Genomic DNA, 26591 nt, shown 5'->3' with positions numbered 1-26591 from the left:
CGCATCAGGTGCACAGAATGAATCGTCCACAGTCCTTCCTCCGCAGCCTGATGAGTGGTGCCCTGCTGACCTCGGGCATAGCCTGCGCGACCCTCAGCTATGCCGACGACACCGAGATCTTCTTCGGCGGCCAGTCCATCGACCAGAACGTACGCCCCAACGTGCTGTTCGTGCTGGACAACTCCGGCTCCATGGCCTGGCGCACCGACAGCAACAGCAACCCTTCGCGCGGCCAGCAATCGCGTATGACCCTGCTCAAGCAGGCGTTCTCCGACATCATCCAGAACACCAGCGGCATCAACGCCGGCCTGATGGTGCTCAACGGTGACAACCGTCTGCTGTATCCGGTAACCAACATCGACTCGGTGATACCGAGCTCCGCGACCCAGTACGCCGGCAGCCCGGAAATCGGTCAGGGTAGCGACGACGCCACCCAGAACATCACCAACAGCACCGGCGATATCGGTGAATCCAGCCTGCCCATGGGCTATACCAGCACGACCACGACGGTGGTTGGCACGCCGAACTCGACGCTGGTCCAGAACGATGCCTTCTTCATCGTCACCCAGAGCAACACCGACTACGCGTGCCGGATGCGTACTTCCGGCCTCAACCGCCCGAGCAAACCGGTCTGCACCAACGGCAATATGACCGAGCTGAACGTCAACGCGACCAATAACAGCAACTACCAGACGGCGCTGTTCGACTTCCGCTCACTGGGCGTCCCGGCCAACGCGACCATCCAGAGCGCCTACCTGGTGCTGGTGCCTACCAACACCAACAGGACCGCGCCGCCGACAATGAATGTGAAGATGGAGCTGTCGAAAACACCGGCAGCCCTGAACGACAACAGCCCGGTAGGCACCAGAACATTCAGCAGCGCGACATCCACCGCTTCCAGCTGGATCAACGGCAACACGGCGCAGATCGACATCACCAACCAGTTGAGGACATTGCAGAGAACAGCACCCGCCACCAGTGACATTGGTGACGTGGTGATGAGTTTCCGCGCAACCCAGGCGGCCGACTACACCTTCTGCGCCCGTAGCTGCGGCAACAGCGCCCCGGCGCTGGTGGTGAACTACTCCAGCACCTCCACCGTGGCGCAGACCCGGATTGGCGCCCTGCGCTTCCAGAACCTGGGCATTCCGCAAGGAGCGACCGTCACCAAGGCCGTGTTGTCCTTCGTTCCGGCGACCTCCAACAGCGACCCCGTGACCTTCCGGATCAAAGGCCAGCTGGCGAGTGACGCCACCACTTTCACTGCCACCGAAAACCTCCCGGCGCGAGCCACCACCTCGGCCTACCTCGACTGGGCCGCTCCCGAATGGACGGCACAGAACCCACCCGTTCCAGTCGAAGGACCGGACATCAAGAACGTGGTGCAGCAGATCGTCAACCAGGGCGGCTGGTGTGGCAACAACTCCGCTGCGATCATCCTCACGCCGCAGAGTGGCTCCGGCTCACGTACTGCTACCAGCATCGAGGGCGGTATCGGCCTGCAGCCATCGCTGACAGTGACCTACACTGGCGGCAGCGGCGGCTGCCTGAACCCGATCATCGAAACCCGTGTCACCGACGCGAAGAATGACGGCTTCGAAACCGCCCCGGGACGCAACTACTACACGCCAACCCTGGGCGACAGCACACTGCCGCTGAACTCGGGCTCCATCGCCGCCCGCTACGAAAACCTGCCCATCATCCAGGGCGCTACCGTGCTGGATGCCAAGCTGTTCATCACGCCGAACAACACGGTCACCGGCCCGAACGTCAGCACTTCGATCAGCTTCGAGAACACCGACAGCTCACCGGCCATGCAGGCGAGCAGCGGCAACATCGGTTCGCGTAGCAGCACCTCCGGAGTCAGTTGCACCATCAACAACACCAATGGTGGCTGGACCGCCGGCACCAGCTTCGCCTGTGGCGGCCTTGCTTCCTCCTTGCAGACAGTGTTCAACCGCAGCGGCTGGGCACCCGGCAATGCACTGACGGTGTTCATGACCCAGAGCGCGAACTCCAGCCTCAATGCCCAGGCCTACGAAAGCAACCCGGCGCAGTCCCTGCGTCTGCGCATCAAGCTGGCCAACGGCGGCATGACCACCAGTCCGTTCACCGTGCGCAACCAGCTCAACAGCCTGGCGCAAACCATGACGCCAACGGGCAACACGCCCATCGTGCCGACCCTGTATGACGCAGTGCAGTACCTGCGCAACGGTGCAGACGGCTATGCCAGCCCCATCAACAGCGCCTGCCAGACCACCCACATGGTGTTGTTGACCGACGGTCAAGCCAACCAGAACACCACGGCCGCCAAGAATGGCATCGCCGCACTGACCGGCGCCTGTACCAGCGACGCCAGCGATGACGGCGAAAAGTGCGCCCGTACCCTCGCCGGCTGGATCGCCGCCAACGACCAGGCCTCCAGCATCGATGGCGACAACCAGGTAACCACCCACACCGTGGGCTTCGCCCTGGATGCCAGTAGCGCAAGCGATAGTGCCAATATCAAGAAGTTCCTCGCCGACCTGGCTTCGCGCGGCGGCGGCTCGACCTACACCGCCACCACCGCAGGCGACCTGTCCAAGGCGTTCAACGACATCATCCAGCAGGTCCTCGCTACCGACAGCACCTTCGTCAGCGCCAGTGCCCCGGTGAACACCTTCAACCGCCAGGACAACAAGGACGAGCTCTACTTCTCGGTATTCAAACCGCAGGAGACCGACACCTGGCCGGGCAACCTGAAGCGCTATCGCCTGGACACCGCCACCGCACAGATCGTCGATGCGGATAACACCGCCGCCGTGGATCCGCTCACCGGCTTCTTCAAAAGCTCTGCCCGCAGCTTCTGGAGTTCCAGCGCCGACGGCAACAACACCGCCAATGGTGGTGCGGCATCCAACCTGCCGGATGCGGCGACTCGCTCGCTCTATACCTTCATTGGCTCCTCGCCCAGTGCTGCGGTGAACCTGAACCAGAACAACTACCTGCTCAACTCGGCGAACACCACCATCACCAACGCCAAGCTGGGCATCAGTGACGCCAACGACACTGCAGCTCGTACCGCGGCGATCAACTATATCCGCGGCCTCACCGCTGCCGGCGCACAGCGCAAGGGCGTGGGCGACCCGCTGCACTCATCCCCGCGCCTGGTCACCTACGCGTGCAACACCTATACCGACAGCACCTACAAGAACTGCAGCAGCGAAGACCAGAGCGTGGTCATGTCGACCAATGAGGGCTACCTGCACCTGTTCAACACCAGCAACGGCCAGGAACAGATGGCCTTCATGCCCGAACCCCTGCTGGCGCATGTCCCGCAGTTGGCCGCCAACCAGAAGTCGACCAGTGCCAAGCCGCGCTCCTACGGCATGGATAACACCGTCACCCTGTGGGTAAACGACGCCAACAAGAACGGCGTGCTCTACGGTGGCCTCAACCCCAGCGCCGCCACGCCGACCCTGCTCACCGGGCTCAACACCGGCGAATTCGTCTACGCCTACGGCACCATGGGTCGCGGTGGGCGCGACATCTACGCGCTGGATCTTACCGACCGCTCCAACCCGAAACTGCTGTGGCTGATCAAGGGCGGCACCACCACGGGCTTTGAGCAGTTGGGTCAGACCTGGTCTGCACCGATCAAGACCCGCATCAACGTCAACGGCACCATCACCGACGTACTGATCTTCGCTGGCGGCTACGACCCGAACCAGGACAACGTCAGCACCCAGACCGCCGACACCATGGGCAATGCCATCTACATCGTCAACGCTCGTACCGGTGAACGCCTCTGGTCTGCCAGCAAGACCACCGGCACCCTGCGTCTGAGCAAGATGAACTACAGCATGCCGTCCGCCGTACGCGTCATCGACCTGCAGCAGAACACCGACGGCACCCTGGCCAACGACGAAAACCAACTGGCCGACCAGTTCTTCGTCGGTGACATGGGCGGCCAGGTCTGGCGCTTCTACATCAACAACGGCAGCAGCGGTTCCGGCCTGGTGACTGCCGCCGGCAGCAGCAACGACGGTGTGTTCGCCAACGTGGTTCCGGCCGACACGGCCGACACCACCGATGCCCAGCGCAAGGCCAAGATTCGCCGGTTCTACAACGAACCGGACGTGGCCATCGTCAACGTCAACGGCACCCTGGTACTGACAGTCAACATCGGCTCCGGCTACCGTGGTCACCCGCTCAACAAGCTCACGGAGGATCGCTTCTACTCCTTCCGCACCCCGGTGCTGACCAAACCGTCCACCAGCGAGAGCACCCTGACCGAGAGCAGCCTCTACGACGCTACCGCCAACCTGATTCAGGCCGGCACCGCCACAGAGAAAGCCGATGCCACTACCGCCTTCAGCGCCACCACCGGCGGCTGGATGATCAAGATGAACAGCGCCGGCGGGGAAAAGGTCCTCACCCGCTCCCTGACAGTGAACGGCTATCTGTACTTCAACACCTACGAACCGACGGCGGCCGCCAACTCCTGCCAGGCCAGCGTCGGTGTAAACCGTTCCTACGTCGTGCACCTGGCGGATGCGACCCCGGTCAGCACCACCGGCAACTCCACCTCGCCTTCGGCCCGCTATAACGTGGTCAAAACCACCGGCCTGCTGCCAGACCCGACCCTGGTCAGCATCGGCGGCACCAGCTTCGTGATCAACGGCACCCAGGTGAGCAAGCCGCCGCAGCTGAACCTCAACGAGTACTACTGGATTGACGAGGACAACCTTTGAGCACCAAGGCCCGCAAATCCCAGCAGGGTTTCACCCTGCTGGAACTGATGATCGCCGTCATGGTGGTGGGGATACTCGCCGCCATTGCACTTCCCTCCTACACGGGCTACGTACGCCGAACGGCATGTGAAGATGCCAAAGGCACCCTGACCGGCGCCGCCGGGATACTGGAAAGATTCCGCGCCCAACGAAACACTTACAGCAACGCAACGCTGGGAGCCTATGCCCAGAGCCCCGTGGACGGAGGCGCGATCTTCACAATCGCCGTCGCCATCGACGGTTCCGGCACCAGCTACGGCCTGACCGCAACGCCGGTGAATGGAGGCGTATTGGCAGGTCGCGGCACTATCACCCTCAGCTCCAACGGTGTGCGTGGAGGCTCCGGAGACCTGGCCGGCGCCTGGGGCAGCTGCCGAGGTCTCTAGGCCGAATGCCGACAATAAAAAACCCGCCAAGGCGGGTTTTTTATTGTCGGCCAGCAGGCGCGGTTAAATCGCCTTCACCCGCAATTCCTTGGGCATCGAGAAGGTGATGTTCTCCTCCCTCCCATCCAGCTCCACCTCGGGCTCCGCGCCCCAGTCACGCAGTTGCTGGATCACGCCGCGCACCAGTACTTCCGGGGCCGAAGCGCCAGCGGTAATGCCGATGCGCTGCACGCCGTCGAACCACTCCTTCTGCATGTCCTCGGCGCCGTCGATCAGGTAGCCGGGGGTGCCCATGCGCTCGGCCAGCTCGCGCAGACGGTTGGAGTTGGAGCTGTTCGGGCTGCCGACCACCAGCACCAGGTCGCACTGATCGGCCAGGTCCTTTACCGCATCCTGGCGATTCTGGGTGGCGTAGCAGATGTCGTTCTTGCGCGGGCCCATGATCGCGGGGAATTTTTCGCGCAGGGCATCGATCACCTTGGAGGTGTCGTCCATCGACAGAGTGGTCTGGGTGACGAAGTGCAGCGCTTCAGGATTGCGCACTGCCAGTGCGGCCACATCTTCCTCGTCCTCCACCAGGTAGATGGCGCCACCATTGGAGGCGTCGTACTGGCCCATGGTGCCTTCCACTTCCGGATGGCCTTCGTGGCCGATCAGGATGCATTCGTGGCCGTCGCGGCTGTAGCGCACAACTTCCAGGTGCACCTTGGTCACCAGCGGGCAGGTGGCGTCGAAGACTTTCAGGCCACGGCTCTCGGCTTCCTTGCGGACGGCCTGGGAAACACCGTGGGCGCTGAAGATGACGATGGTGTCGTCCGGCACCTGGTCGAGTTCCTCGACGAACACGGCGCCGCGGTTGCGCAGGTTCTCCACCACGAACTTGTTGTGCACCACTTCATGGCGCACGTAGATCGGCGGGCCGAAGACGTCGAGGGCGCGGTTGACGATCTCGATCGCCCGGTCGACGCCGGCACAGAAGCCGCGGGGATTGGCGAGTTTGATTTGCATGGTGGCCTCGGGTGCTACGCAAGCCGGCCCACAAGGGGCCGGTAGGAATACTTCGCCTGAAGCGCAACGGCCCGCCAGCGGCGGGCCGTGCAGCCAATCAGGCTGGTTGTACGTCGATGATATCCACTTCGAACGCCAGCGTTTTACCGGCCAGCGGATGGTTGAAGTCGATGGTGACGTGCTGCTCGTCGAACTCTTTCACGACGCCCGGCAGTTCGGTCTTGGCGGCATCGTTGAAGATCACCAGCAGGCCCTCGGCCAATTCCATGCCTTCGAACTGGTCGCGCGGCATCACCTGCACGTTGGCCGGGTTCGGCTGGCCGAAGCCCTGCTCCGGCTCGATGCTCAGGGTACGCTTGTCGCCAGCCTTGAGACCGAACAGCGCCTGCTCGAAGCCCGGCAGCAGGTTGCCGTCGCCGACCTTGAAAGTGGCCGGCTGCTTGTCGAAGGTACTGTCGACGATGTTGCCGTCGTCGAGCTTCAGGGCGAAATGCAGGGTGACCTTCGAGTCGCCGCCGATGCGCTGAATGGTGTCAGAGGAATCAACCATTGGCGGTCTCTCCGGAATTCTTCGATTTGAACATGTCCAGCGCCAGCATGATGGCGCCGACGGTGATGGCGCTGTCGGCCAGGTTGAAGGCCGGGAAGCGCCAGCGGTCCTGCCAGTGCACGAGGATGAAGTCCACCACGTGCCCCAGGACCATGCGGTCGTACAGGTTGCCCAGCGCGCCGCCCAGCACCAGGGCCAGGGCAATGGCCAGCCAGGTCTCGCCGCGCTTCAAGCGTTTGAGCCAGACCACCAGCACGACGCTGACCACGATGGCGATCAGCGCAAACAGCCAGCGCTGCCAGCCCGAGCTGTCGGCCAGGAAGCTGAACGCGGCGCCGGTGTTGTAGGCCAGGGTCCAGCTGAACAGGTCGGGAATGACCACGATCTGCTGGTACATGGTCAGCTCAGACTGGAAGAAGGCCTTGGTGACCTGATCCAGGACGAACACTACCACGGTGATCCACAGCCAGGGCAGGCGGCCGAAACGATCGGCATTAGGCATAGTGACGCACCTCGCCCGCGCCATCGATGTTCTCGACGCAGCGACCACACAGTTCCGGGTGCGCGGCGTGGCTGCCCACGTCGGCGCGGAAGTGCCAGCAACGGCCGCACTTGGCATGGGCGGACTTGACCACCTTCAGCTTCAGGCCGGGCAGTTCGCTTTCGACCGCATCAGCCGGCGCGTCCGCCAGCGGCGCAACGGTAGCGGCGGAGGTGATCAGCACAAAGCGCAGCTCGTTGCCCAGTTTCTCCAGGCGCTTGGCCAGGGAGTCTTCGGCGTAGAGGGTGATCTCGGCCTGCAGGTTGCCGCCGATGGTCTTGGCGCTGCGCAGGTTCTCCAGTTCCTTGTTCACGGCAGCCTTGGCAGCCATGATTTCATCCCAGTAGGCGCGGTCCAGCTCGGCGTCGGCCGGCAGCTCGGAGAGACCGTCGTACCAGGTGCTCAGCATGACCGATTCGGCGCGCTCGCCCGGCATGAAGCTCCAGATCTCTTCGGCGGTGAAGGCCATGATCGGCGCGATCCAGCGCACCAGGGCCTCGGCGATGTGGAACAGCGCGGTCTGGCAGGAACGGCGGGCGACGCTGTTCTCCTGGGTGGTGTACTGGCGGTCCTTGATGATGTCCAGGTAGAAGCCACCCAGCTCCTGCACGCAGAAGTTGTGCACCTTGGAGTAGACGTTCCAGAAGCGGTAGTCGCGGTAGGCCTCTTCCAGCTCGCGCTGCAGTTGCAGGGCGCGGTCGATGGCCCAGCGGTCCAGGGCCAGCAGCTGGTCGTTGGGCAGCAGGTCCTTGGCCGGGTCGAAGCCGGACAGGTTGGACAGCAGGAAGCGCGTGGTATTGCGGATACGACGGTAGGCGTCGGCGCTGCGCTGGAGGATCTGCTGGGAAACGGCGATCTCGCCGGAGTAGTCGGTGGACGCGACCCACAGGCGCAGGATGTCAGCACCCATGCTGTCGATCACGGTCTGCGGCACCACGGTGTTGCCCAGGGACTTGGACATCTTGCGGCCGGACTCGTCCACGGTGAAGCCGTGGGTCAGCAGCTGACGGTACGGCGCGTGGCCGTCGATGGCGCAGCCGGTCAGCAGCGAGGAATGGAACCAGCCGCGGTGCTGGTCGGAGCCTTCCAGATAGAGGTCGGCGGCCGGACCGCTGGCATGGCCCAACTCGGCATGGGAGCCGCGCAGCACGTGCCAGTGGGTGGTGCCGGAGTCGAACCAGACGTCCAGAGTGTCGTTGATCTTGTCGTACTGCGCGGCTTCGTCGCCCAGCAGTTCGGCAGCGTCGAGCTTGAACCAGGCCTCGATACCTTCCTTCTCGACGCGCTGGGCGACGGCTTCCATCAGCTCGACGGTGCGCGGGTGCAGCTCACCGGTGGCCTTGTGCAGGAAGAACGGGATCGGCACGCCCCAGTTGCGCTGACGCGAGATGCACCAGTCCGGACGGCCAGCGATCATGCCGTGCAGGCGCGCCTGGCCCCAGTTGGGCACGAACTCGGTTTCGGTGATGGCTTCCAGTGCGCGCTCGCGCAGGGTGGCGCCGGTCTGCGGCTGCTTGTCCATGCCGACGAACCACTGCGCAGTGGCGCGGTAGATCAGCGGGGTCTTGTGGCGCCAGCAGTGCATGTAGCTGTGGCTGATGCTGGCGTGCTTGAGCAGTGCGCCGACTTCATCGAGCTTGGCGACAATGGCCGGGTTGGCCTTCCAGATGAACTGGCCGCCGAAGAACGGCAGGTCGGCCACATAGACGCCATTGCTCTGCACCGGGCTGAGGATGTCGTCGTTGCTCATGCCGTACTGCTTGCAGGTACGGAAGTCGTCCTCGCCGTAGGCCGGGGCGGAGTGAACCACGCCGGTGCCGGCGCCCAGCTCGACGTACTCGGCCAGGTAGACCGGCGAGAAGCGCTCGTAGAACGGGTGGCGGAAACGGATCAGGTCCAGCGCCTCGCCCTGGGCGGTGGCGATGACCTTGCCTTCCAGGCCGTAGCGCGCCAGGCTCGACTCGACCAGTTCCTCGGCCAGCACCAGCAGGCGATCGCCGACATCCACCAGTGCGTAGGTGAATTCGGGATGGACGTTCAGCGCCTGGTTGGCCGGGATGGTCCAGGGGGTGGTGGTCCAGATGACGATGGCAGTCGGCTTGGGCAGGCTGGCCAGACCGAAGGCGGCGGCCAGCTTGTCAGCGTCTTCCACCGGGAAGGCGACGTCGATGGCGTCGGATTTCTTGTCGGCGTACTCGACTTCCGCCTCGGCCAGGGCCGAGCCGCAGTCGAAGCACCAGTTCACCGGCTTCAGGCCCTTGAACACGAAGCCTTGCTTGACCATCTCGGCGAGCGCGCGGATTTCCCCGGCCTCGTTGGAGAAGTTCATGGTCTTGTAGGGATTGTCCCATTCGCCCAGCACGCCCAGACGGATGAAGTCGGCCTTCTGCCCCTCGATCTGTTCGGCGGCGTACTCGCGGCACAGTTCGCGGGTCTTGTCCGCCGGCAGGTTCTTGCCGTGGGTGGTCTCGACCTTGTGCTCGATCGGCAGGCCATGGCAGTCCCAGCCCGGCACATAGGGGGCGTCATAGCCGGCCAGGGTCTTGGAGCGGACAATGATGTCCTTGAGGATCTTGTTGACCGCGTGACCGATGTGGATGCTGCCGTTGGCGTAGGGCGGGCCATCGTGCAGGATGAATTTCGGGCGACCTTCGCCAATCTTCCGCAGCTTCTGGTACAGGCCAATGTCGTTCCAGAGTTTCAGGGTCTGCGGCTCGCGCTGCGGCAGGCCGGCTTTCATCGGGAAGTCGGTTTCGGGAAGGTTCAGAGTGGCTTTGTAATCGGTCATCTCAGGGCCTGTTCAGGATCTTCAATCAAGCGGTTGGCCCAGCCAGTAGGCCCGGGCGGCGGCGATGTCGGCGAGGATGGCCGCCTTGAGTGCCTCGAGCGAGGCGAAACGCTGCTCATCACGCAGCTTCTGGTGGAAAGTGATGTCCAGATGCTGGCCGTAGAGATCGCCAGCGAAATCCAGCAGATGCACTTCCAGGTGGGGCCGGCCGTCGCCATTCACAGACGGTCGGGTGCCGATGTTGGCAACCCCGTTGCGGCGCTGACCAGCCACCATCGTGCTGACCAGGTAAACGCCGTTGAGCGGCGCCTTGCGGCGCTTGAGCTGGATATTCGCGGTGGGCGAGCCCAGCGTGCGACCCAGCTTCTGCCCGTGCAGCACGCGGCCGCTCAGGCTGTACGGACGACCCAGCAGGCGCTCGACCATGTGCAGGTCACCGTCGGCCAGGTCCTTGCGGATACGCGAGCTGCTCACGCGCATGCCATCGACTTCCACGGTGGTCGCGGCTTCGACGGTGAAGCCCTGCTCCGCGCTGGCGTTGACCAGGAAGGCGAAGTCACCGGAACGATCGCAGCCGAAGCGGAAATCGTCGCCGACTTCCAGATGGCGGACCCGCAGACCCTCGACCAGCACCTGGCGGACGAACTCGGCGGCCGACAGCTCGCGCAGGCGGCGGTTGAAGGCCAGGCAGAGCACGAAGTCGACGCCGTACTGGCGCAGCAGTTCGAGCTTCTCGCGCAGGCGCGTCAGGCGCACCGGAGCGGCATCGGGAGCGAAGTACTCGCGCGGCTGCGGCTCGAAGATCACTACGCAACTGGGCACACCCAGCTCCAGCGAACGCTCGCGCAGACGCCCCAGGATCGCCTGGTGGCCGAGATGGACGCCGTCGAAGTTACCGATGGTGGCGACACAGCCCCCGGACAGGGGCCGCAGGTTGTGAAGGCCTCGAAGCAGCTGCATAGCGCGCGTATTGCTCAGAAAGTGGTCGATTATACCTGCACCCGTTGCCATGCGACAGGCAAAATGCCGTCGCCGCAAACCGATGCAATGCTTTGCCCCGCGAAGGTTACAGCACCGCGCGGCGGGAGAAGTCCCGCAAGCGGAAGCCGAGGATCGCCAGCATACCGAAATAGGCGACCACACCGGCCACCACCAGCGCGCCCAGGCGCGCCAGGCGGATCGGCATGCCGCCCTGATCCCAGGCCGGCATGAAATGCATCATGCCGAACAGCACCGCGCACATCACCAGTACAGCTACGACTAATTTGGCGATGAATTTGCCCCAGCCCGCCTGCGGCTCGAACAACTGTTGCTTGCGCAGTTGCCAGAACAGCAGGCCCGCATTCAGACAGGCCGCCAGGCTGATCGCCAGCGCCAGACCCGCATGCTTGAGCGGGCCGATGAACACCAGGTTCATCAGCTGGGTGGACACCAGGGTAAACAGCGCGATTTTCACCGGTGTCTTGATGTTCTGCCGCGCATAAAACCCCGGCGCCAGCACCTTCACCAGGATGATGCCGAGCAGGCCAACCGCGTAGGCGATCAGCGCATGCTGGGTCATCTGGGCGTCATGGGCGCTGAACTTGCCGTACTGGAACAGCGCGACGGTCAGCGGCTCGGCGATCACCGCCAGCGCCAGGGAGCACGGCAGCACCAGCAGGAAGCACAGGCGCAGACCCCAGTCCATCAGCCGCGAATACTCGTGACGGTCGTCGCTGGCGTAGGTCTTGGCCAGCGACGGCAGCAGGATGGTGCCCAGCGCAACGCCGAGCACACCGGAGGGCAGCTCCATCAGGCGGTCTGCGTAGTACATCCAGGACACGGAACCGGCAACCAGGAAGGACGCGAAGATGGTGTTGATGATCAGCGAAATCTGGCTGACCGAGACACCGAGGATCGCCGGCCCCATCTGCTTGAGCACGCGCCAGACGCCGGAATCGCGCAGATTGATGCGCGGCAGCACGAGCATGCCGATCTTCTTCAGGTGCGGCAGCTGGTAAAGCAGCTGCGCCAGCCCGCCGGCCAGCACCGCCCAGCCCAGCGCCATGATCGGCGGATCGAAGTACGGCGTCAGGAACAGCGCGAAGAGGATCATGCTGACGTTCAGCAGGGTCGGCACGAAGGCCGGCACCGAGAAGCGATTCCAGGTATTGAGGATCGCCCCCGCCAACGAGGCCAGCGAGATCAGCAGGATATAAGGGAAGGTCACCCGCAGCAGGGCGCTGGTGAGCTCGAATTTCTCCGGCGAATCGACGAAGCCGGGCGCCGTCACCCAGATCACCCAGGGCGCGGCGAGCATGCCCAGCGCGGTGACCAGCGCCAGGATCAGGGTCAGCAGGCCGGACACATAGGCGATGAAGGTACGGGTCGCCTCCTCGCCCTGCTGGGTCTTGTACTCGGCCAGGATCGGCACGAACGCCTGGGAGAACGCCCCCTCGGCGAAGATGCGGCGCAGCAGGTTGGGCAGTTTGAAGGCGACGAAGAAAGCGTCGGTCGCCATGCCGGCACCGAACATGCGCGCAACGATTGTGTCGCGCACGAAGCCGAGCACCCGCGAGATCATGGTCATCGAGCTGACCGCGGCCAGCGACTTGAGTAGGTTCATAATGTCCAGAACTGGTAGAATGGCCGCCCCTGCGGGGTGCAGCCCTGGCCTAGAGCGATTGCTCGACCGTCAGGCGAAGCGCAGCAGTGTAGGGCCGTGAGGGGAATAAATCACCCCATCCGCCGGACAGCGTGCGCTCGTCGCACCACTCGTCGGAGGCCGCGCATACCCTTGACAAGGCCCTGATGCAACGGCATTATTCGCGGCCTTAATTTATTCGCAACATCCCAAGTTTTTTTCGAGGAGCTCGACGGTGGCCAACACACCTTCCGCCAAAAAACGCGCCAAACAGGCTGAGAAGCGTCGCAGCCACAACGCCAGCCTGCGTTCCATGGTTCGTACCTACATCAAGAACGTAGTCAAAGCAGTCGACGCCAAGGACCTGCCGAAGGCCCAGGCCGCTCTGGTTGCCGCTGTACCGGTCATCGACCGTATGGCCGACAAAGGCATCATCCACAAGAACAAGGCCGCTCGCCACAAGAGCCGCCTGAACGCCCACGTGAAGGCCCTGGCCACCGCGTAAGCGTTCCGTTCTTGAAAAACCGGCCTCAGGGCCGGTTTTTTATTGCCTGCGATTTGTTCAGCACAGCGTTATCCACACGCTCACTTTTGCACAGGCAAAAAGAAAGGGCGGTCACCCGCCCTTTTCTTTCTTACTTCTCAGGCCACGACATGATCGGAATCGCCGTCACCGCATTCTGCGGACTGCCTTCGATCACCCGGTCGCTGTAGACCAGATAGACCAGCGCATTGCGCTTCTTGTCGAAGAAGCGCACCACCTGCATGGTCTTGAATACCAGCGAAGTGCGCTGCTGGAAGACTACCTCGCCATCCTTCAACTCACCGGCAAAACGGATCGGCCCGACCTGACGACAGGAGATCGACGCCTCGGCACGATCCTCCGCCAGCCCCAGCCCACCCTTCACGCCACCCGTCTTGGCGCGAGACAGGTAGCAACTGACACCCTGCACCTTCGGATCATCGAAAGCCTCGACGACGATCTTGTCGTTCGGCCCGACCCATTTGAAGACGGTGGACACCTCACCGACCACGTCGGCCCGGGCCAGCGCCGGCAGCAGCATCAGCGCCGCCATCAATCCCTTGCGCATGAAGAATCTCCTCAGACGAGCACCAGGTTGTCGCGGTGCACCAGCTCCGGACCATCGACATAGCCAAGCATGCCTTCGATGGCATCGGTCGGCTGGCCGATGATCTTCTGCGCCTCGAGAGCGCTGTAGTTCGCCAGACCGCGAGCGATCTCGCGACCCTGCTGATCCACACAGACCACCATCTCTCCGCGACGGAAACTGCCCTGCACGGCCTTCACGCCGACCGGCAACAGACTCTTGTGATCCTGCGACAGGGCCTTCACTGCACCATCGTCCAGCACCAGCGTGCCGCGCATCTGCAGGTGACCAGCCAGCCACTGTTTGCGCGCCGCCTTGCGACTCTGCTCGGGAGTCAGCAGCGTGCCGAGCCGCTCACCGACACGCAGGCGATCCAGCACACGCTCGATACGACCACCAACGATGACGGTATGCGCACCAGAACGCGCCGCCAGACGAGCCGCGCGCAGCTTGGTCTGCATGCCGCCACGACCCAGCGCACCACCGGTACCGCCAGCAACCGCGTCCAGGGCGGGATCATCGGCGCGAGCTTCGAAAATCAGCTCGGCATCGGGGTTGTTGCGCGGGTCAGCGTCGAACATGCCATCGCGATCAGTGAGGATCACCAGCAGATCAGCCTCGACCAGGTTGGCCACCAGCGCCGCCAGGGTGTCGTTGTCGCCGAAGCGGATCTCATCGGTAACGACGGTATCGTTCTCGTTGATCACCGGGATCACGCCGAGATCGACCAGCGTGCGCAGGGTGTTGCGCCCGTTCAGGTAGCGCTTGCGGTCGGACAGGTCGTCATGAGTCAGCAGCACCTGCGCGGTCTGCAGGCCGTGTACGCCGAAGCTGGACTCCCAGGCCTGGACCAGACCCATCTGCCCCACCGCGGCGGCCGCCTGCAGCTCGTGCATGTCACTAGGTCGGGAAACCCAACCCAGGCGGCTCATGCCCGCCGCGACGGCGCCCGAGGACACAAGAACCAGCTCAACGCCCGCGCAATGCAGCGCGACCATCTGCTCGACCCATACCGCCATGGCATCACGATCCAGACCGCGACCATCGGCGGTCAGCAACGCACTGCCAATCTTGACTACCCAGCGCTTGGCGCCAGTGACCTTCTCACGCATACCCTCAACCTTAGAAGTCAGGCTTCACACGTTTCATCCGGACCGGCGGGCGCCGTTCCGATCAAGGCACGTAGAAGATTTCCGGCCCATCGCCGTCGTCTTCGTCATCCTCGAAATCATCGTCATCCGCATCATCGACATTCTTCAGACCGGAGCGACGCAGTGCACGAGCATCGTCCAGGGCCTGCAGACGGGCACGGGCCTCGTCTTCGATGCGCTGATCCAGGGCCGCCAGGGCTTCGCCATAGGCCGGCTCCTCCTCGATGCGCAGGGTGCGCTCGTCGAGGTACTTCATGATGTCCTGGCTCAGCTTCTCGGTGCCTTCACGCTCCAGGGCGGAGATCACATAGACCGGACCTTCCCAGCCCAGACGCTCGACCACGGCCTGCTTGCGACGCTCCTGCTCCTCAGGCTCAAGGATCTGATCCATCTTGTTCAGCACCAGCCAGCGATCACGCTCGGTCAGCGCCGGGCTGAATTTTTCCAGCTCATGGACGATGGTTTCCGCGGCATCGGCAGGATCACTCTCATCCAGCGGCGCCATGTCGACGATGTGCAGCAGCAGACGGGTGCGCGCCAGGTGCTTGAGGAAGCGGATACCCAGGCCGGCGCCTTCGGCGGCACCCTCGATCAGGCCGGGGATGTCGGCGACCACGAAGCTCTTGAAGCGCCCCACACTGACCACGCCCAGGTTCGGCACCAGGGTGGTGAAGGGATAGTCGGCGACCTTCGGCTTGGCGGCGGACACCGCACGGATGAAGGTGCTCTTGCCCGCGTTCGGCAGACCGAGCAGACCGACGTCCGCCAGGACCTTCAGCTCCAGCTTGAGGTCACGCGCATCACCGGGCTTGCCCGGCGTGGTCTGGCGCGGCGCACGGTTGGTGCTGGACTTGAAGCGGGTATTACCCAGGCCGTGCCAGCCGCCCTGGGCAACCATGATGCGCTGACCGGCAGTGGTCAGGTCACCGATGATCTCCTGGGTATTGGCATCGATGATGGTGGTACCGACCGGTACGGGCAGGACGAGATCGTCACCCTTGGCGCCGGTGCAGTCCTTGCTGCCGCCGTTCTCGCCACGCTGGGCGTCGAAACGACGGGTGTAGCGATAGTCCACCAGGGTGTTCAGGTTCTCGTCGGCCTCGAGGTACACCGAGCCGCCGTCACCACCGTCACCGCCGTTGGGACCGCCTTTCTCGATGAACTTCTCGCGGCGGAAGCTCATGAGGCCGTTGCCGCCGTCACCGGCTTTCACGTGGATGGATACTTCGTCGACGAATTTCATTGCGAACGCCTCCCGCAGCAGCTGCGGGTTGAAAATAAGAAAAGGAGCATAGGATACAGCCAAGTCCGCGCAAACGCCCGAACCGGCAGCACCTCGCCTGGAAACGCCAGAAACAAAAAAGCCCCGTCGCGAGACAGGGCTTTTTCAGTGAGAGCTCGCTTAGGCAGCGACGACGCTTACATAGCGACGGCCAAAGGCGCCTTTCACTTCGAACTTGATCACGCCGTCGACTTTAGCGAACAGGGTGTGATCCTTGCCCATGCCAACGCCGTAGCCAGCGTGGAACTGGGTACCGCGCTGACGCACGATGATGTTGCCTGCTTTCACAGCCTGGCTACCGAACAGCTTCACGCCAAGGCGTTTGCTTTCTGAGTCGCGGCCGTTGCGGGTACTACCGCCAGCTTTTTTGTGTGCCATGAGTCAATTCTCCTAAAACAGGAAGCAGCCCTAAAAAGGAATTAGGCCTGGATGCCGGTGATTTTGATTTCAGTGAACCACTGGCGGTGGCCCTGACGCTTCATGTGGTGCTTGCGGCGGCGGAACTTGATGATGCGCACTTTGTCGTGACGACCGTGGGAAACCACTTCTGCGGTCACTTTCGCGCCTTCTACCACCGGCAGGCCGATCTTGACGTCATCGCCATTGGCGACCAGCAGGATGCGATCCAGGTTGATCGCTTCGCCGGTGGCAACGTCGAGCTTCTCGACCTTGAGGAATTCGCCTTCGGTGACTTTGTATTGCTTGCCACCAGTAACAATTACTGCGTACATCTGGATGTCTCCGTTAGACCTGCTCACCCGACGCTTTATAGAAAGAGGAATCGGTCGGCATGGCTGCATGGGGCCGGAAAGGACGCCCGTGCAATTGCGTAAGGCAGGATATGCCAGGGAAGTTCGGGGCCGCGATTGTACGCAAACCCCTGGTGCGGATCAAGCCCCATGGGGCCTTGCCTTGACAGCCCAAACAGCGGCACCTAGCATGCCGCGCAATCTACGAGGAGCGCTGTCTTTAATGCAACCCCAGGCTTTCTATCGCGTGGTGGCGGACGACTTCACCGCCGTCGACGGCATCATCCGTCGCCAACTCACTTCCCGCGTTCCCCTGGTGGAAAAGATCGGCGACTACATCATCTCCGCCGGCGGCAAGCGTCTTCGCCCGCTGCTGGTGCTCCTCTCGGGCAAGGCCCTGGGCTATTCGGGCGATGACCTGAAGCTGCTGGCCGCCACCATCGAATTCCTGCACACCTCGACCCTGCTGCACGACGACGTGGTCGACGCCTCCGGCCTGCGCCGCGGCCGCGCCACCGCCAATGCCCAATGGGGCAACGCGCCGAGCGTGCTGGTGGGCGACTTCCTTTATGCGCGCTCCTTCGAAATGATGGTCGAACTGGGCTCCATGCCGGTCATGCGCATCATCTCCCAGGCCACCCGCGTGATCGCCGAAGGCGAAGTGCTGCAGCTGTCCAAGGTCCGCGACGCCAGCACCACCGAAGAAACCTACATGGAAGTCATCCGCGGCAAGACCGCAATGCTCTTCGAAGCATCCACCCACAGCGCCGCCGCGCTGGCCAACGCCCAGCCGGAGCAATCCGAGGCGCTGCGCCTGTTCGGTGACGCCCTGGGGATCGCCTTCCAGCTGGTGGACGACCTGCTCGACTACCGCGGCGACGCCGCCAGCCTGGGCAAGAACGTCGGCGACGACCTCGCCGAAGGCAAGCCCACCCTGCCGCTGATCGCCACCATGCGCGACGGCACCCCGGAACAGGCTGCACTGGTGCGCAAGGCCATCCAGCAGGGCGGCAGCCAGGATCTGGAAGGCATCCGCGCCGCCGTGGAAGCCGCCGGCGCGCTGGACTACACCGCCAACCTGGCCCGCGAGTACGCTGCCCGCGCCATCGACTGCCTGAAGGCGCTGCCGGACAACGAATACCGCGCCGCGCTGATCGAACTGGCCGAGTTCGCCGTCGCCCGCACGCACTGATCCGCCGCTTCACCAAAGCCCGCCCCGGTTCGCCGCGGCGGGCTTTTTGTTGCCTGCCTTTTGACCGGGAACAACAGATCGTCGCCTGCGTAAAATTTTTTCCAATTCAGGCTTGCTATTAAGATAATAAGAATTATTCTCATTAGACGGTCTGCACGGAGGAACACGCCATGACCTACATGATCGACGCCTGGCTGGATCGCCCGCATCCCTACCTGCGCATCCTGCATCGGGACACCGGGGAAGTCTGCGCAGTGCTGGAAGAAGAAGCGCTGGACGAACTGCGCGAACAGGGCGGCCTGGAGCTGTCCGAGCTCAATACCAGCGAACCGCTGGTGCTCAAGGAGCTGGTGCGCAACCTGTTCCTGTTCTGTTACGCCCGCGCGCTGCGCTAGACGCACTTTACGATGGCGCAGGAAGCGCCATCGGTGCTCCGCCGCCCGGGAGGCGGATGCACAAAGGGGCGCCTGAGCGCCCCTTTTCCTGCGCAGTTGCCAGGGATGGCACTGCGCAGCGAACCTTCGGGAATCAGAGGATTTCCAGCAGCTCGACGTCGAACACCAGCACGCTGTGCGGCGGAATGCTGCCGACGGCCTGGCCACCATAGGCCAGCTCGCTCGGCACATGCAGGCGCCATTTGCTGCCGGCGTTCATCAGTTGCAGGGCCTCGACCCAGCCGGCGATCACACCGCCCACCGGGAATTCGGCCGGCTGGCCGCGCTCGTAGGAGCTGTCGAAGACGGTGCCGTCGACCAGGGTGCCGTGGTAGTGGGTACGCACGGTGTCTTCGCGGGACGGCTTGGCGCCTTCGCCGGTGGTCAGCACTTCGTACTGCAGGCCGGACGGCAGGACGGTCACGCCTTCGCGCTTGGCGTTTTCCACCAGGTACTCGCGGCCTACGGCTGCGGCGGCCTCGGCTTTCGCCTGGGCTTCGGCCTGCATGCGCTCGCGGATCACCTGGAAGCTGGCGGACAGGGCTTCGCCCGGAACGCGGCTTTCAGCGCCGGCGTAGGCGTCGGACAAGCCGGCCACGATGGCGTCCAGGGTCATGCCCGGAACCGGGTTCTCGCGCAGCTGGTCGCCCAGCTGACGGCCGATGCCGTAGCTGACGCGGGCTTCGTCGGTGGAAAGGTTGAGTTCGCTCATGGCGGCGCTCCGCTGGGGGTTCAAAAAAGGGCCGCCAGCCTAGCACAGATGCACCGCCTCCCCCACCGCGCGAGCCCCGCGCAGCGCGCCGCGCAACAGACTCAGTGCAACGGGATGGTCACGCCGGCGCCGATGTCGCGCTCGTCGTCCATGCCGCACATCTCGTCATGCACCACCGCATGCACCAGATGGAACGGGACGTTGGGCAGCGCCTTGAGCATCTCCCGCGCATGGGCGACCGAACGCACGCTGATGACATGCCCGGCCTCGTCCTGGACCGGATAGAAGCGCGCGCCCATCCGCGCCTCCAGCACGTAGATATCGCCTTCCAGCGACACCAGGTTGATCTCGTCGATGTCGCCGGCGACGGAGCGGCTGGTCAGTTCCTGCAGATTCATGTGCTGCACCTCCTGCGGATTGATCCACGCAAAAAGTCTTGTACAGCAGGCGCTCACCGCAAGGCGAAAACGCAACCGCCCGTCCGTTTTGCAACGGCCGGGCGGCGGGAATGACGCAGCAACGCCTTAGTGGTCGTGGCGCGTGGCCTTGTCCAGGTAGCCCATGGCGAAGGCCGAGAGGACGAAGGTGAGGTGCATGATCACGTACCACATCAGCTTGTTGTCTTCGATGTTCTTGGCGTCCATGAAGATGCGCAGCAGGTGGATCGAGGAGATCGCCACGATGGAGGCGGCCACCTTGTTCTTCAGCGAACTGGCGTCCATCTTGCCCAGCCAGCTGAGCTTTTCCTTGCCTTCATCGATGTCCAGCTGCGAGACGAAGTTCTCGTAGCCGGAGAACATCACCATCACCAGCAGGCCACCGACCAGCGCCATGTCGATCAGCGACAGCAGCACCAGGATCAGGTCCGCCTCGGCGATGCTGAAGATGCTGGGCAGGATGTGGAAGATTTCCTGGAAGAATTTGATGGTCAGCGCCAGCAGGGCCAGCGACAGGCCGATGTAGATCGGCGCCAGCAGCCAGCGCGCGGCGTACAGGGAGTTTTCGACGAATCGTTCCATGGTGCTCGCAGGTGAAGTATTGGGAAAAAGGGCCGCGGCAGTATAGCGGATGGCTTTTGCGAGTTTTCCCGGCTTTCTATGGATAAATATGTCTGTGGATCATTAGGCAACGGCCACGGTGTGGGACCGTAGCGAACAGGCACCCCGCGAGCTTCAGCGGATTGTGCAGGGCCCGCGCAAGCGGCCGTCAGCCTTCGGGGCGGAACTGGAAATTGCCGACATGGCGCGAACGTTCGCCGTTCAGGCGGCGCAGTTCGCCCTGCAGGTGCAACTGCCAGATGGGAGGATCTTCCGCCACGATGTAGCCCTGCTGGGCCAGGCAGTCGGAGATTGCCTCAAGCACGCCTTCGGCCACGAAAGGCCCGCAGAACGGGCCCTGCGCCTTGATGGCGGTGGGCTGCGCGCCGGACATCCCGGCAGCGCACAACAAGGTCCAGAGTCCATTCTCTCCGGCCAGCGGCCTGATCTCGCACTCGATGCGCGTGGTCAGCCCCAGACAGGGGCGGATAAGGCAGAGGTTACGCGGCATGGCGGCACCCTCGCGGTTGTCCTGAGTTCGAGACTACACCCAGGTTCCGACACGCGAAAGCGCGGATTTATCCCGTCATCTTGCAGCCAACGGGGTGTAAAACGCGCGGACAGGACGCCGAAGCGACGCCCCGGTCCTGACGTCAATCAGTCGACGTCCTTCTTCTTGCGGGCGCGCTCTTTCTCCACAGGAGCCTTTTCCACCGGCACCTTCTCCGCCTTCGGCTTGCTGGCGGGCTTGGCGGCGGCGGGCTCCTTGGCCGGTTTTTCCTTCTCTTCCTCGTCCATGCCCAGCTCGGAGATTTCCTTCAGGCGCTCGACGACACGGGCGTTGACGCTGCCCCTGGGGAAGTGGCCCTTGGCATCCGGCGCACCGGCTGGCTCGCCGACCAGCAGGCTCAGCGCCTCGTCGGCCTGGCGCACGGCATAGATGTGGAACTGGCCGTTGCGCACCGCCTGCAGCACGCGCTCGTCGAGCATCAGGGTGGCGACGTTGGCACGCGGGATGATCACCCCCTGCTCGCCGGTCAGGCCACGCGCCTCGCAGAGGCGGAAGAAGCCTTCGATCTTCTCATTGACCCCACCGACCGCCTGCACTTCACCGAACTGGTTGATCGAGCCGGTGATGGCGAAGCATTGCCGCAGCGGCGTGCGCGACAGGGCGGAGATCAGCGTGCAGACCTCGCCCAGCGAAGCGCTGTCGCCGTCCACGTAGCCGTAGGACTGTTCCAGGGCGATGCTCGCGGATATCTCCAGGGGGAATTCCTGGGCGTAGCGGCTGCCGAGGTAGCCGGTGAGGATCATCACGCCCTTGGAGTGGATCGGCTGGCCGAGGTTGACCTCGCGCTCGATGTCGACAATGCCACTGCCACCCGGATAGACGGTGGCGGAGATGCGCGCTGGCATACCGAAGGCGGAGTCGCCGACTTCCAGCACGGTCAGGCCGTTGCACTTGCCCACCGCGGCGCCTTCGCTGTCGATCAGGATGATGCCGGCGAGGATGTCGTCGAGAATCCGCGCCGACACGCGGCCAGTACGGGTTTCCTTGGCCTTCAGGGCACGCTCGATGTGCCCCAGGTCGGTCACTTCCTGGCCGGCCAGCTGGCGGATGAAGTCCGCTTCGCTGACCAGTTGGAACAGGTCGCCGATGCGTGCCGAGAGGCGACCCTGGTGTTCGGCCAGGCGGGCGCTGTAGGTCGCCAGGCGCGCCACGGCTTCACGGCTGAGCGGCGCCAGGCCCTCTTCCGAGGTGCGGGTCTTGAGCAGCTGGGCGAACTGTTCGAGGCTGTCCTCGGCGAGCGGGATATCCTCGTCGAAGTCCACCAGCACGCGGAACATCTCCTGGAAGTCCGGATCGAGGTCCTGCAGCGTGTAGTAGATCTGCCGCGAGCCGATGATGATCACCTTGATGTTCAGCGGGATCACCTGGGGCGTGAGGCTCATGGCGGTGAGGCGGCCGAGTTCGGCCAGGGGCGATTCCATCTTCAGCTGGCGCGACTGCAGCGCGCGCTTGAGGGCGTCCCAGACGAACGGCTCGCTCAGCAGCTTCTCCGCCTCCAGCACCAGGAAGCCGCCGTTGGCGCGGTGCAGAGCACCGGGGCGCAACTGGCGGTAGCTGGTGTAGAGCGCGCCCTGGTCGGAGGCGTATTCGATGCGTCCGAACAGGTTGTCGTAGGTCGGGTGCGACTCGAACACCACCGGCGCGCCGCTGGTGGCATGGTGGCCGATCGCCTGGTTCGGCGCGTACTGCTCTTCCAGGCTCTGCTTGCGCTGCGGGTCGGTGCGCTCGGCGTCCACCAGCTGGTCGACCACGGTCTTCAGCAGGTTGAGCTGCATGGCCTGCAGGTAGGCACTGACCCCGGAGTTGTTGTTGTACTTCTCCACCAGCGGAGCCAGCAGTGGCTGCAGCGCCAGGGTGATGGTTTCCTCGTTGAGCTGGCGCAGCTGGTTGCTCGACTCGCGCTTCCACTGCGGCAGGCTGGAAAGCTCCTCGTTGAGGTGCTCCTCCAGGTCGGCGATGTCGGCATGGAAGCGCTCGCGCTCCTCTTCCGGCAGTTGGGCGAAATCGGCTTCATCCAGCGCCTTGCCGTCCTTCATCGGGGTGAAGGCGATGTTGGAGCTGTCGCGGTAGAGGGCGACCTCCTTCTCCAGGGCCAGGCGTTCGACGGTGTCCAGGGCCTTGTCGTAACGCTGGTTGAAGGCGCGGTCGATGGCGCTCTTCTTCTGTTGGTAGGCCGGGTTCTCGAACACCGAGGGGAAGGTGGAGAGCAGGTTGTCGATCAGGTGGTCGATATCGGTGCCGAACTCGGCGGCGCTGCCCGGCGGCAGCTCGATCACGCGCGGCTCGCGCGAATCGTCGAAATTGTTGACGTAGACCCAGTCGGCCGGCGTCGGCAGGCGCTTGCCCTCGGCCTTCAGGTAGCGCTGCACAAAGGAGAAGCGACCGGTTCCCGGTTCGCCCATGACGAATACGTTGTACCCCGGACGCGGCATCGCCACGCCGAACTGCAGCGCCTCGACCGCGCGCTCCTGTCCGAGCACGCCCAGGAAAGGCTCCAGTTCTTCGGTGGTCTTGAAGGGAAACTGTTCGGGGGTGAAGGGGCGGGTCAGTTCATCGGGCGCCAGGCGCAGGCCGGCAGCAACGGAATCGGGCATTGGAGGTCCTTGCTTCGGGCGGCGCGAGGCCGCGGAGATTCGACCGCATTCTCGCGCCGCCCGCGCGCCACTGGCAAGGCAGTATTGGTGACAGTTTCAGTCCACCGCATCGGCGCAGCGCAGGCAGTGCTCGGCGGCCGGCAGCGCGCGCAGGCGGCGCTCCTCGATGGCCTCGCCGCAACGCGCGCACTCGCCGTAGGTGCCGTCAGCCAGGCGCAGGCGCGCCAGGCCCACCAGGCGCATGCCCGCGTCGGCTTCGGCGAGCAACGCGCGCAGCACGTCGTCGTTCTGCCGCTGCTGGGCCTGCTCGGCGAAGTCCGGCGAATGGCTGCGGCCGAGGTCGCGGCGGATGGCTTCGGCACGCTTGGAATACTCGGCCGCCAACTGGTCCAGCGCTGGCCGTGGATCGAAATCGACCATGACTACTTCCTCGCAAGGGGAACTGATTCAAGTGTGGTCGGTTCCAAGACTTCCGCCGCTGATGCCGATCAACTGCCGGTCATCCCGGCCCATTCAGCCGGGACCGGCCATACTGACTGCGGCAGCGGTTGCCTTGACACCTGCAAGGCATTGGAGAAAAGCTCTGACCAGGCGCTGTTAGGCTGTCAGCGACTGTTCAACGTTTCCCGATCTCATAAAGCAAGACCTCAAAAAGAGAGAAAAACGATGAAAAGGATTCTGCTCGGTACCCTCCTCGCCACCGCCTCCCTGAGCGCCCTCGCCGATGCACCCGGCAGCGACGGCTGCGGCTGGGGCAACATGCTGTTCAAGGGCCAGCGCGGCACCGCCACCCACGTCCTGGCAGCGACCACCAACGGCACCAGCGGCAACAACACCTTCGGCATGACCACCGGCACCAACGGCTGCCACACCAACGGTGCGCTGACCTACGGCGGCAAGCCGATGATCGTGCTCAGCAGCATGATGGACGAGCTCTCCGAAGACATGGCCAAGGGTGACGGCGAAGCGCTGACCACCTACGCCGTCGTGCTGGGCGTGAAGCCCGAGGACCGCGCGCACTTCGCCCAGGTCACCCATGAGCACTTCGCGCAGATCTTCAACAAGTCCGACGTCACCGCCGAAGACGTCTACACCAACACCCAGGCCGTCCTGAAACAGGACAGCACCCTGGCCAAGTACGCCGACCAGGCCTGATGGCCAACGCGAGCCCGCCTCCTGAGGGCGGGCTCACCCTTCCCTCCCAGTAGCCCACTCGATGCCCAAACGCCTGTTGCCCTGGATGGCGCTGTGCGCCTGCACCCCACTGCTGGCTTCGCCGGCGATCGACCCACAACGCCTGCAGAGCCTGGCCGACGAGCCCTACTGGCTGGCACTGGGTCACTACGAACACGCCAAGCTTGGTGGCTGGCGCAGCTTCGTCGATGATCCGAAATTCTTCCTCGCAAAGGACGGAGACCGTCACCCGCAATCCGAACTGGCCGCCACCGTGCAGGCCCTCTACGCACCGGCCAGCCTCGGCGACAAGCACGCCCAGTGCGTGTACCCGGCGCGTACCCGCTGGCTGCGCCAGCAATTGCAGCTCGATGATCTGCCGACGGTGGAGTGCAAGGAATTCACCACCTGGTACCAGGACATCAACCCGCACAGCGCCGTGCTGGTGTTCCCGGCCGCCTACCTGAACAGCCCGTCCTCGATGTTTGGCCACACCCTGCTGCGCATCGACCAGGCCGACGTCGATTCCGACAACACCGCCCTGCTCAGCTACGCGCTCAACTTCGGCGCCTACATCGAGGGCATGGACAACAGCATCCTCTACGCCTGGAAGGGCCTGATGGGCGGCTATCCCGGCCTGTTCGCCCTGGTGCCCTACCGCGAGAAGCTCTCCGAATACAGCCGCCTGGAGAACCGCGACCTCTGGGAATACCGCCTGAACCTGACGCCGGAAGAAACCGCGCGCATGGTCGAGCACGTCTGGGAGCTGAAGCAGATCCGCTTCAAGTACTACTTCTTCGACGAGAACTGCTCCTTCCGCCTGCTGGAGCTGCTGGAGATCGCCCGCCCCGGCACCGAACTCACCGACCACTTCCCGCTCACCGCCATCCCCACCGACACGGTGCGCGCAGTAAAGGACGCCGGGCTGATCGACCGGGTGGACTACCGCCCCTCCCGCGAGCGCGAGTTGCTGGCCCGCGGCGAACCGCTGAGCCACGACGAGAAGGTGCTGGCCCGCCACATCGCCGACGACGACAGTCAGCTGCAAAGCCCCGAGTTCGCCGCCCTGCCCGCCGACCGCCAGGCGCTGGTGCAGGACACCGCGTTCCGCCTGGTGCGCTACCGCGCCACCGGCCAGGAACGCGACCAGTCCACCGCCTCGCGCAGCTACAACCTGCTCAAGGCGATCAACAAGAACCCGCCGCCGGCGCTGGACGTCGAACGCCCCGGCCAGCCGGAGAACGGCCACGAATCGCGCACCTGGCAGATGGGTGCCGGCAGTCGCGACGGAGAGGCTTTCGCCCAGTACGGCCTGCGCATGGCCTACCACGACCTCGACGACAACGCCTACGGCTTCCCCCTCGGCGCGCAGATCGAGATCGGCCAGCTCAAGCTGCGCCAGTACGAAGGCAACCGCTGGCAGCTGCAGCAACTGGACCTGGTCACCATCCGCTCCATGACGCCGCGCAACGAGCTGCTGAAACCGCTGTCCTGGCAGGTCGCCGGCGGCTGGGAACGGGTGATCGGCAAGCACAGCGACAACGACCACGACACCCTGGTCGGCCATCTCAACGGCGGCGCTGGCGGCAGCTGGAAGCTCTCCGACGACTTGCAGGCCTATGCCCTGGGCACAGCGCGCATCGAGAACAACCCGGACTTCGCCGCCACCATCGCCCCGGCCATGGGCTTCGACACCGGCGTGCTATGGAGCAACCCGCTGGGCAACCTCAGCCTCGAAGGCAAGGGCGACTACTTCCACAACGGCGAAGTGCGCCGCACCCTGAGCTTCGGCCAGCAGGTAGAACTGGGCCGCAATCTCGGCCTGCGCCTGTCGGCCCAGCGCGAGTTCAGCCATGAGGCCAGCCCGCGCAGTGAGGTGATGCTGGAGCTGCGCTGGTACCACTACTGACCGGGGAAGA

At 64.1% G+C, this 26591-nt stretch carries 24 protein-coding genes; 7 read left to right on the top strand and 17 right to left on the bottom strand.

All coding sequences use genetic code 11. From position 1 onward, the window contains the following. The first annotated feature begins 17 nt into the window (after positions 1-17). Together IB256_RS18855 and IB256_RS18850 are read left to right on the top strand one after the other, a co-directional pair. Positions 18-4733 carry a pilus assembly protein PilY gene (locus IB256_RS18855; protein ID WP_192290203.1) on the top strand — a complete coding sequence of 1572 codons (4716 nt, stop codon included), beginning with the start codon at positions 18-20 and terminating at the stop codon, positions 4731-4733. After that, positions 4730-5158 carry a type IV pilin protein gene (locus IB256_RS18850; RefSeq protein WP_318652549.1) on the top strand — a complete coding sequence of 143 codons (429 nt, stop codon included), beginning with the start codon at positions 4730-4732 and terminating at the stop codon, positions 5156-5158. The genes IB256_RS18855 and IB256_RS18850 overlap by 4 nt, the downstream gene beginning before the upstream one ends. A gap of 63 nt (positions 5159-5221) precedes the next feature. Here the strand turns inward: IB256_RS18850 and ispH are convergent, their stop codons facing one another. The 6 genes from ispH to murJ all read right to left on the bottom strand — a co-directional run bounded on the left by ispH (position 5222) and on the right by murJ (position 12650). Beyond that, complete coding sequence (gene ispH / locus IB256_RS18845) at positions 5222-6166, bottom strand: 4-hydroxy-3-methylbut-2-enyl diphosphate reductase (RefSeq protein ID WP_192403653.1); 945 nt, start codon at positions 6164-6166, stop codon at positions 5222-5224. Positions 6167-6263: 97 nt separating this feature from the next. After that, positions 6264-6716 carry an FKBP-type peptidyl-prolyl cis-trans isomerase gene (fkpB, locus tag IB256_RS18840; protein ID WP_192290207.1) on the bottom strand — a complete coding sequence of 151 codons (453 nt, stop codon included), beginning with the start codon at positions 6714-6716 and terminating at the stop codon, positions 6264-6266. After that, the gene (lspA, locus tag IB256_RS18835) at positions 6709-7218 is read right to left on the bottom strand and encodes a signal peptidase II (protein WP_081517339.1); all 510 of its coding nucleotides are present in this window, start codon (positions 7216-7218) and stop codon (positions 6709-6711) included. The genes fkpB and lspA overlap by 8 nt, the downstream gene beginning before the upstream one ends. Beyond that, positions 7211-10045: an isoleucine--tRNA ligase gene (gene ileS, locus IB256_RS18830; RefSeq protein WP_192403651.1), complete on the bottom strand. Its 2835-nt coding sequence runs from the start codon at positions 10043-10045 to the stop codon at positions 7211-7213. Before ileS ends, lspA begins: the two co-directional genes overlap by 8 nt. Positions 10046-10066: 21 nt before the next feature. After that, positions 10067-11005 (bottom strand): bifunctional riboflavin kinase/FAD synthetase, encoded by a 939-nt coding sequence (ribF, locus tag IB256_RS18825; protein ID WP_192290212.1) that lies wholly within the window; start codon positions 11003-11005, stop codon positions 10067-10069. Positions 11006-11111: 106 nt separating this feature from the next. Continuing rightward, positions 11112-12650: a murein biosynthesis integral membrane protein MurJ gene (gene murJ, locus IB256_RS18820; RefSeq protein WP_192290214.1), complete on the bottom strand. Its 1539-nt coding sequence runs from the start codon at positions 12648-12650 to the stop codon at positions 11112-11114. Positions 12651-12903: 253 nt separating this feature from the next. Here murJ and rpsT point away from each other — a divergent pair, with 253 nt between their 5' ends. Then, positions 12904-13173, top strand: coding sequence for a 30S ribosomal protein S20 (gene rpsT, locus IB256_RS18815; RefSeq protein ID WP_009617555.1), 270 nt, complete (start codon positions 12904-12906; stop codon positions 13171-13173). Positions 13174-13303: 130 nt separating this feature from the next. On the opposite strand, the gene IB256_RS18810 is transcribed toward rpsT, so the two are convergent. The 5 genes from IB256_RS18810 to rplU form a co-directional block, all read right to left on the bottom strand. After that, positions 13304-13759 carry a CreA family protein gene (locus IB256_RS18810; RefSeq protein ID WP_192403649.1) on the bottom strand — a complete coding sequence of 152 codons (456 nt, stop codon included), beginning with the start codon at positions 13757-13759 and terminating at the stop codon, positions 13304-13306. Between the two features lie 11 nt (positions 13760-13770). Beyond that, positions 13771-14889 carry a glutamate 5-kinase gene (gene proB / locus IB256_RS18805; RefSeq protein ID WP_081517334.1) on the bottom strand — a complete coding sequence of 373 codons (1119 nt, stop codon included), beginning with the start codon at positions 14887-14889 and terminating at the stop codon, positions 13771-13773. 61 nt (positions 14890-14950) lie between these two features. Beyond that, entirely contained in the window at positions 14951-16171 is a 1221-nt protein-coding gene (gene cgtA, locus IB256_RS18800) for an Obg family GTPase CgtA (RefSeq protein ID WP_151189396.1), read from the bottom strand. 159 nt (positions 16172-16330) lie between these two features. After that, positions 16331-16588 (bottom strand): 50S ribosomal protein L27, encoded by a 258-nt coding sequence (rpmA, locus tag IB256_RS18795; RefSeq protein ID WP_017521622.1) that lies wholly within the window; start codon positions 16586-16588, stop codon positions 16331-16333. A gap of 41 nt (positions 16589-16629) precedes the next feature. Beyond that, a complete protein-coding gene (gene rplU / locus IB256_RS18790) occupies positions 16630-16941 on the bottom strand; it encodes a 50S ribosomal protein L21 (RefSeq protein WP_015475683.1) in 312 nt (103 codons plus the stop codon). Between the two features lie 241 nt (positions 16942-17182). Here rplU and IB256_RS18785 point away from each other — a divergent pair, with 241 nt between their 5' ends. Then, positions 17183-18151: a polyprenyl synthetase family protein gene (locus tag IB256_RS18785; RefSeq protein ID WP_081517332.1), complete on the top strand. Its 969-nt coding sequence runs from the start codon at positions 17183-17185 to the stop codon at positions 18149-18151. A 170-nt stretch (positions 18152-18321) separates the two neighbouring features. Beyond that, the gene (locus tag IB256_RS18780) at positions 18322-18546 is read left to right on the top strand and encodes a hypothetical protein (RefSeq protein ID WP_045217230.1); all 225 of its coding nucleotides are present in this window, start codon (positions 18322-18324) and stop codon (positions 18544-18546) included. A gap of 133 nt (positions 18547-18679) precedes the next feature. Here IB256_RS18780 and IB256_RS18775 read toward each other — a convergent pair whose 3' ends face one another. From IB256_RS18775 to IB256_RS18750, 6 genes are all read right to left on the bottom strand, one after another. After that, positions 18680-19297: an FKBP-type peptidyl-prolyl cis-trans isomerase gene (locus tag IB256_RS18775; protein ID WP_045217227.1), complete on the bottom strand. Its 618-nt coding sequence runs from the start codon at positions 19295-19297 to the stop codon at positions 18680-18682. 101 nt (positions 19298-19398) lie between these two features. Beyond that, on the bottom strand, positions 19399-19695 hold the full coding sequence (locus IB256_RS18770) for a DUF6482 family protein (RefSeq protein WP_192403647.1): 297 nt from the start codon (positions 19693-19695) through the stop codon (positions 19399-19401). 126 nt (positions 19696-19821) lie between these two features. Next, positions 19822-20316, bottom strand: a complete 495-nt coding sequence (locus IB256_RS18765; RefSeq protein WP_017521628.1) for a TIGR00645 family protein — start codon at positions 20314-20316, stop codon at positions 19822-19824. 187 nt (positions 20317-20503) lie between these two features. Next, positions 20504-20845 carry a hypothetical protein gene (locus IB256_RS18760; protein WP_081517330.1) on the bottom strand — a complete coding sequence of 114 codons (342 nt, stop codon included), beginning with the start codon at positions 20843-20845 and terminating at the stop codon, positions 20504-20506. 146 nt (positions 20846-20991) lie between these two features. Next, positions 20992-23499, bottom strand: coding sequence for a Lon protease family protein (locus IB256_RS18755; RefSeq protein ID WP_192403645.1), 2508 nt, complete (start codon positions 23497-23499; stop codon positions 20992-20994). A 96-nt stretch (positions 23500-23595) separates the two neighbouring features. Then, entirely contained in the window at positions 23596-23919 is a 324-nt protein-coding gene (locus tag IB256_RS18750; protein ID WP_045217219.1) for a TraR/DksA family transcriptional regulator, read from the bottom strand. 246 nt (positions 23920-24165) lie between these two features. On the opposite strand from IB256_RS18750, the gene IB256_RS18745 reads away from it, so the two are divergent. Further along, positions 24166-24654, top strand: a complete 489-nt coding sequence (locus IB256_RS18745) for a DUF3015 domain-containing protein (protein ID WP_192290220.1) — start codon at positions 24166-24168, stop codon at positions 24652-24654. Positions 24655-24715: 61 nt separating this feature from the next. Beyond that, positions 24716-26581: a DUF4105 domain-containing protein gene (locus IB256_RS18740; RefSeq protein WP_192403643.1), complete on the top strand. Its 1866-nt coding sequence runs from the start codon at positions 24716-24718 to the stop codon at positions 26579-26581. Positions 26582-26591: the final 10 nt, after the last annotated feature.

It is taken from the genome of Pseudomonas sp. PDM17, assembly GCF_014851985.1.
GTDB lineage: Bacteria > Pseudomonadota > Gammaproteobacteria > Pseudomonadales > Pseudomonadaceae > Pseudomonas.
This window is presented reverse-complemented; position numbering and strand designations above follow the sequence as displayed.

Excerpts from the sequence above, each read along its gene's own strand:
- IB256_RS18765 (WP_017521628.1), bottom strand. The coding sequence starts at position 20,316 with ATGGAACGATTCGTCGAAAACTCCCTGTACGCCGCGCGCTGGCTGCTG.
- rpmA (WP_017521622.1), bottom strand. The coding sequence starts at position 16,588 with ATGGCACACAAAAAAGCTGGCGGTAGTACCCGCAACGGCCGCGACTCA.
- IB256_RS18745 (WP_192290220.1), top strand. The coding sequence starts at position 24,166 with ATGAAAAGGATTCTGCTCGGTACCCTCCTCGCCACCGCCTCCCTGAGC.
- ileS (WP_192403651.1), bottom strand. The coding sequence starts at position 10,045 with ATGACCGATTACAAAGCCACTCTGAACCTTCCCGAAACCGACTTCCCG.
- fkpB (WP_192290207.1), bottom strand. The coding sequence starts at position 6,716 with ATGGTTGATTCCTCTGACACCATTCAGCGCATCGGCGGCGACTCGAAG.
- rplU (WP_015475683.1), bottom strand. The coding sequence starts at position 16,941 with ATGTACGCAGTAATTGTTACTGGTGGCAAGCAATACAAAGTCACCGAA.
- ispH (WP_192403653.1), bottom strand. The coding sequence starts at position 6,166 with ATGCAAATCAAACTCGCCAATCCCCGCGGCTTCTGTGCCGGCGTCGAC.
- ribF (WP_192290212.1), bottom strand. The coding sequence starts at position 11,005 with ATGCAGCTGCTTCGAGGCCTTCACAACCTGCGGCCCCTGTCCGGGGGC.
- lspA (WP_081517339.1), bottom strand. The coding sequence starts at position 7,218 with ATGCCTAATGCCGATCGTTTCGGCCGCCTGCCCTGGCTGTGGATCACC.
- murJ (WP_192290214.1), bottom strand. The coding sequence starts at position 12,650 with ATGAACCTACTCAAGTCGCTGGCCGCGGTCAGCTCGATGACCATGATC.
- IB256_RS18785 (WP_081517332.1), top strand. The coding sequence starts at position 17,183 with ATGCAACCCCAGGCTTTCTATCGCGTGGTGGCGGACGACTTCACCGCC.
- IB256_RS18740 (WP_192403643.1), top strand. The coding sequence starts at position 24,716 with ATGCCCAAACGCCTGTTGCCCTGGATGGCGCTGTGCGCCTGCACCCCA.
- IB256_RS18810 (WP_192403649.1), bottom strand. The coding sequence starts at position 13,759 with ATGCGCAAGGGATTGATGGCGGCGCTGATGCTGCTGCCGGCGCTGGCC.
- cgtA (WP_151189396.1), bottom strand. The coding sequence starts at position 16,171 with ATGAAATTCGTCGACGAAGTATCCATCCACGTGAAAGCCGGTGACGGC.
- IB256_RS18775 (WP_045217227.1), bottom strand. The coding sequence starts at position 19,297 with ATGAGCGAACTCAACCTTTCCACCGACGAAGCCCGCGTCAGCTACGGC.
- IB256_RS18760 (WP_081517330.1), bottom strand. The coding sequence starts at position 20,845 with ATGCCGCGTAACCTCTGCCTTATCCGCCCCTGTCTGGGGCTGACCACG.
- IB256_RS18770 (WP_192403647.1), bottom strand. The coding sequence starts at position 19,695 with ATGAATCTGCAGGAACTGACCAGCCGCTCCGTCGCCGGCGACATCGAC.
- proB (WP_081517334.1), bottom strand. The coding sequence starts at position 14,889 with ATGCGTGAGAAGGTCACTGGCGCCAAGCGCTGGGTAGTCAAGATTGGC.
- IB256_RS18780 (WP_045217230.1), top strand. The coding sequence starts at position 18,322 with ATGACCTACATGATCGACGCCTGGCTGGATCGCCCGCATCCCTACCTG.
- IB256_RS18755 (WP_192403645.1), bottom strand. The coding sequence starts at position 23,499 with ATGCCCGATTCCGTTGCTGCCGGCCTGCGCCTGGCGCCCGATGAACTG.
- IB256_RS18750 (WP_045217219.1), bottom strand. The coding sequence starts at position 23,919 with ATGGTCGATTTCGATCCACGGCCAGCGCTGGACCAGTTGGCGGCCGAG.
- IB256_RS18855 (WP_192290203.1), top strand. The coding sequence starts at position 18 with ATGAATCGTCCACAGTCCTTCCTCCGCAGCCTGATGAGTGGTGCCCTG.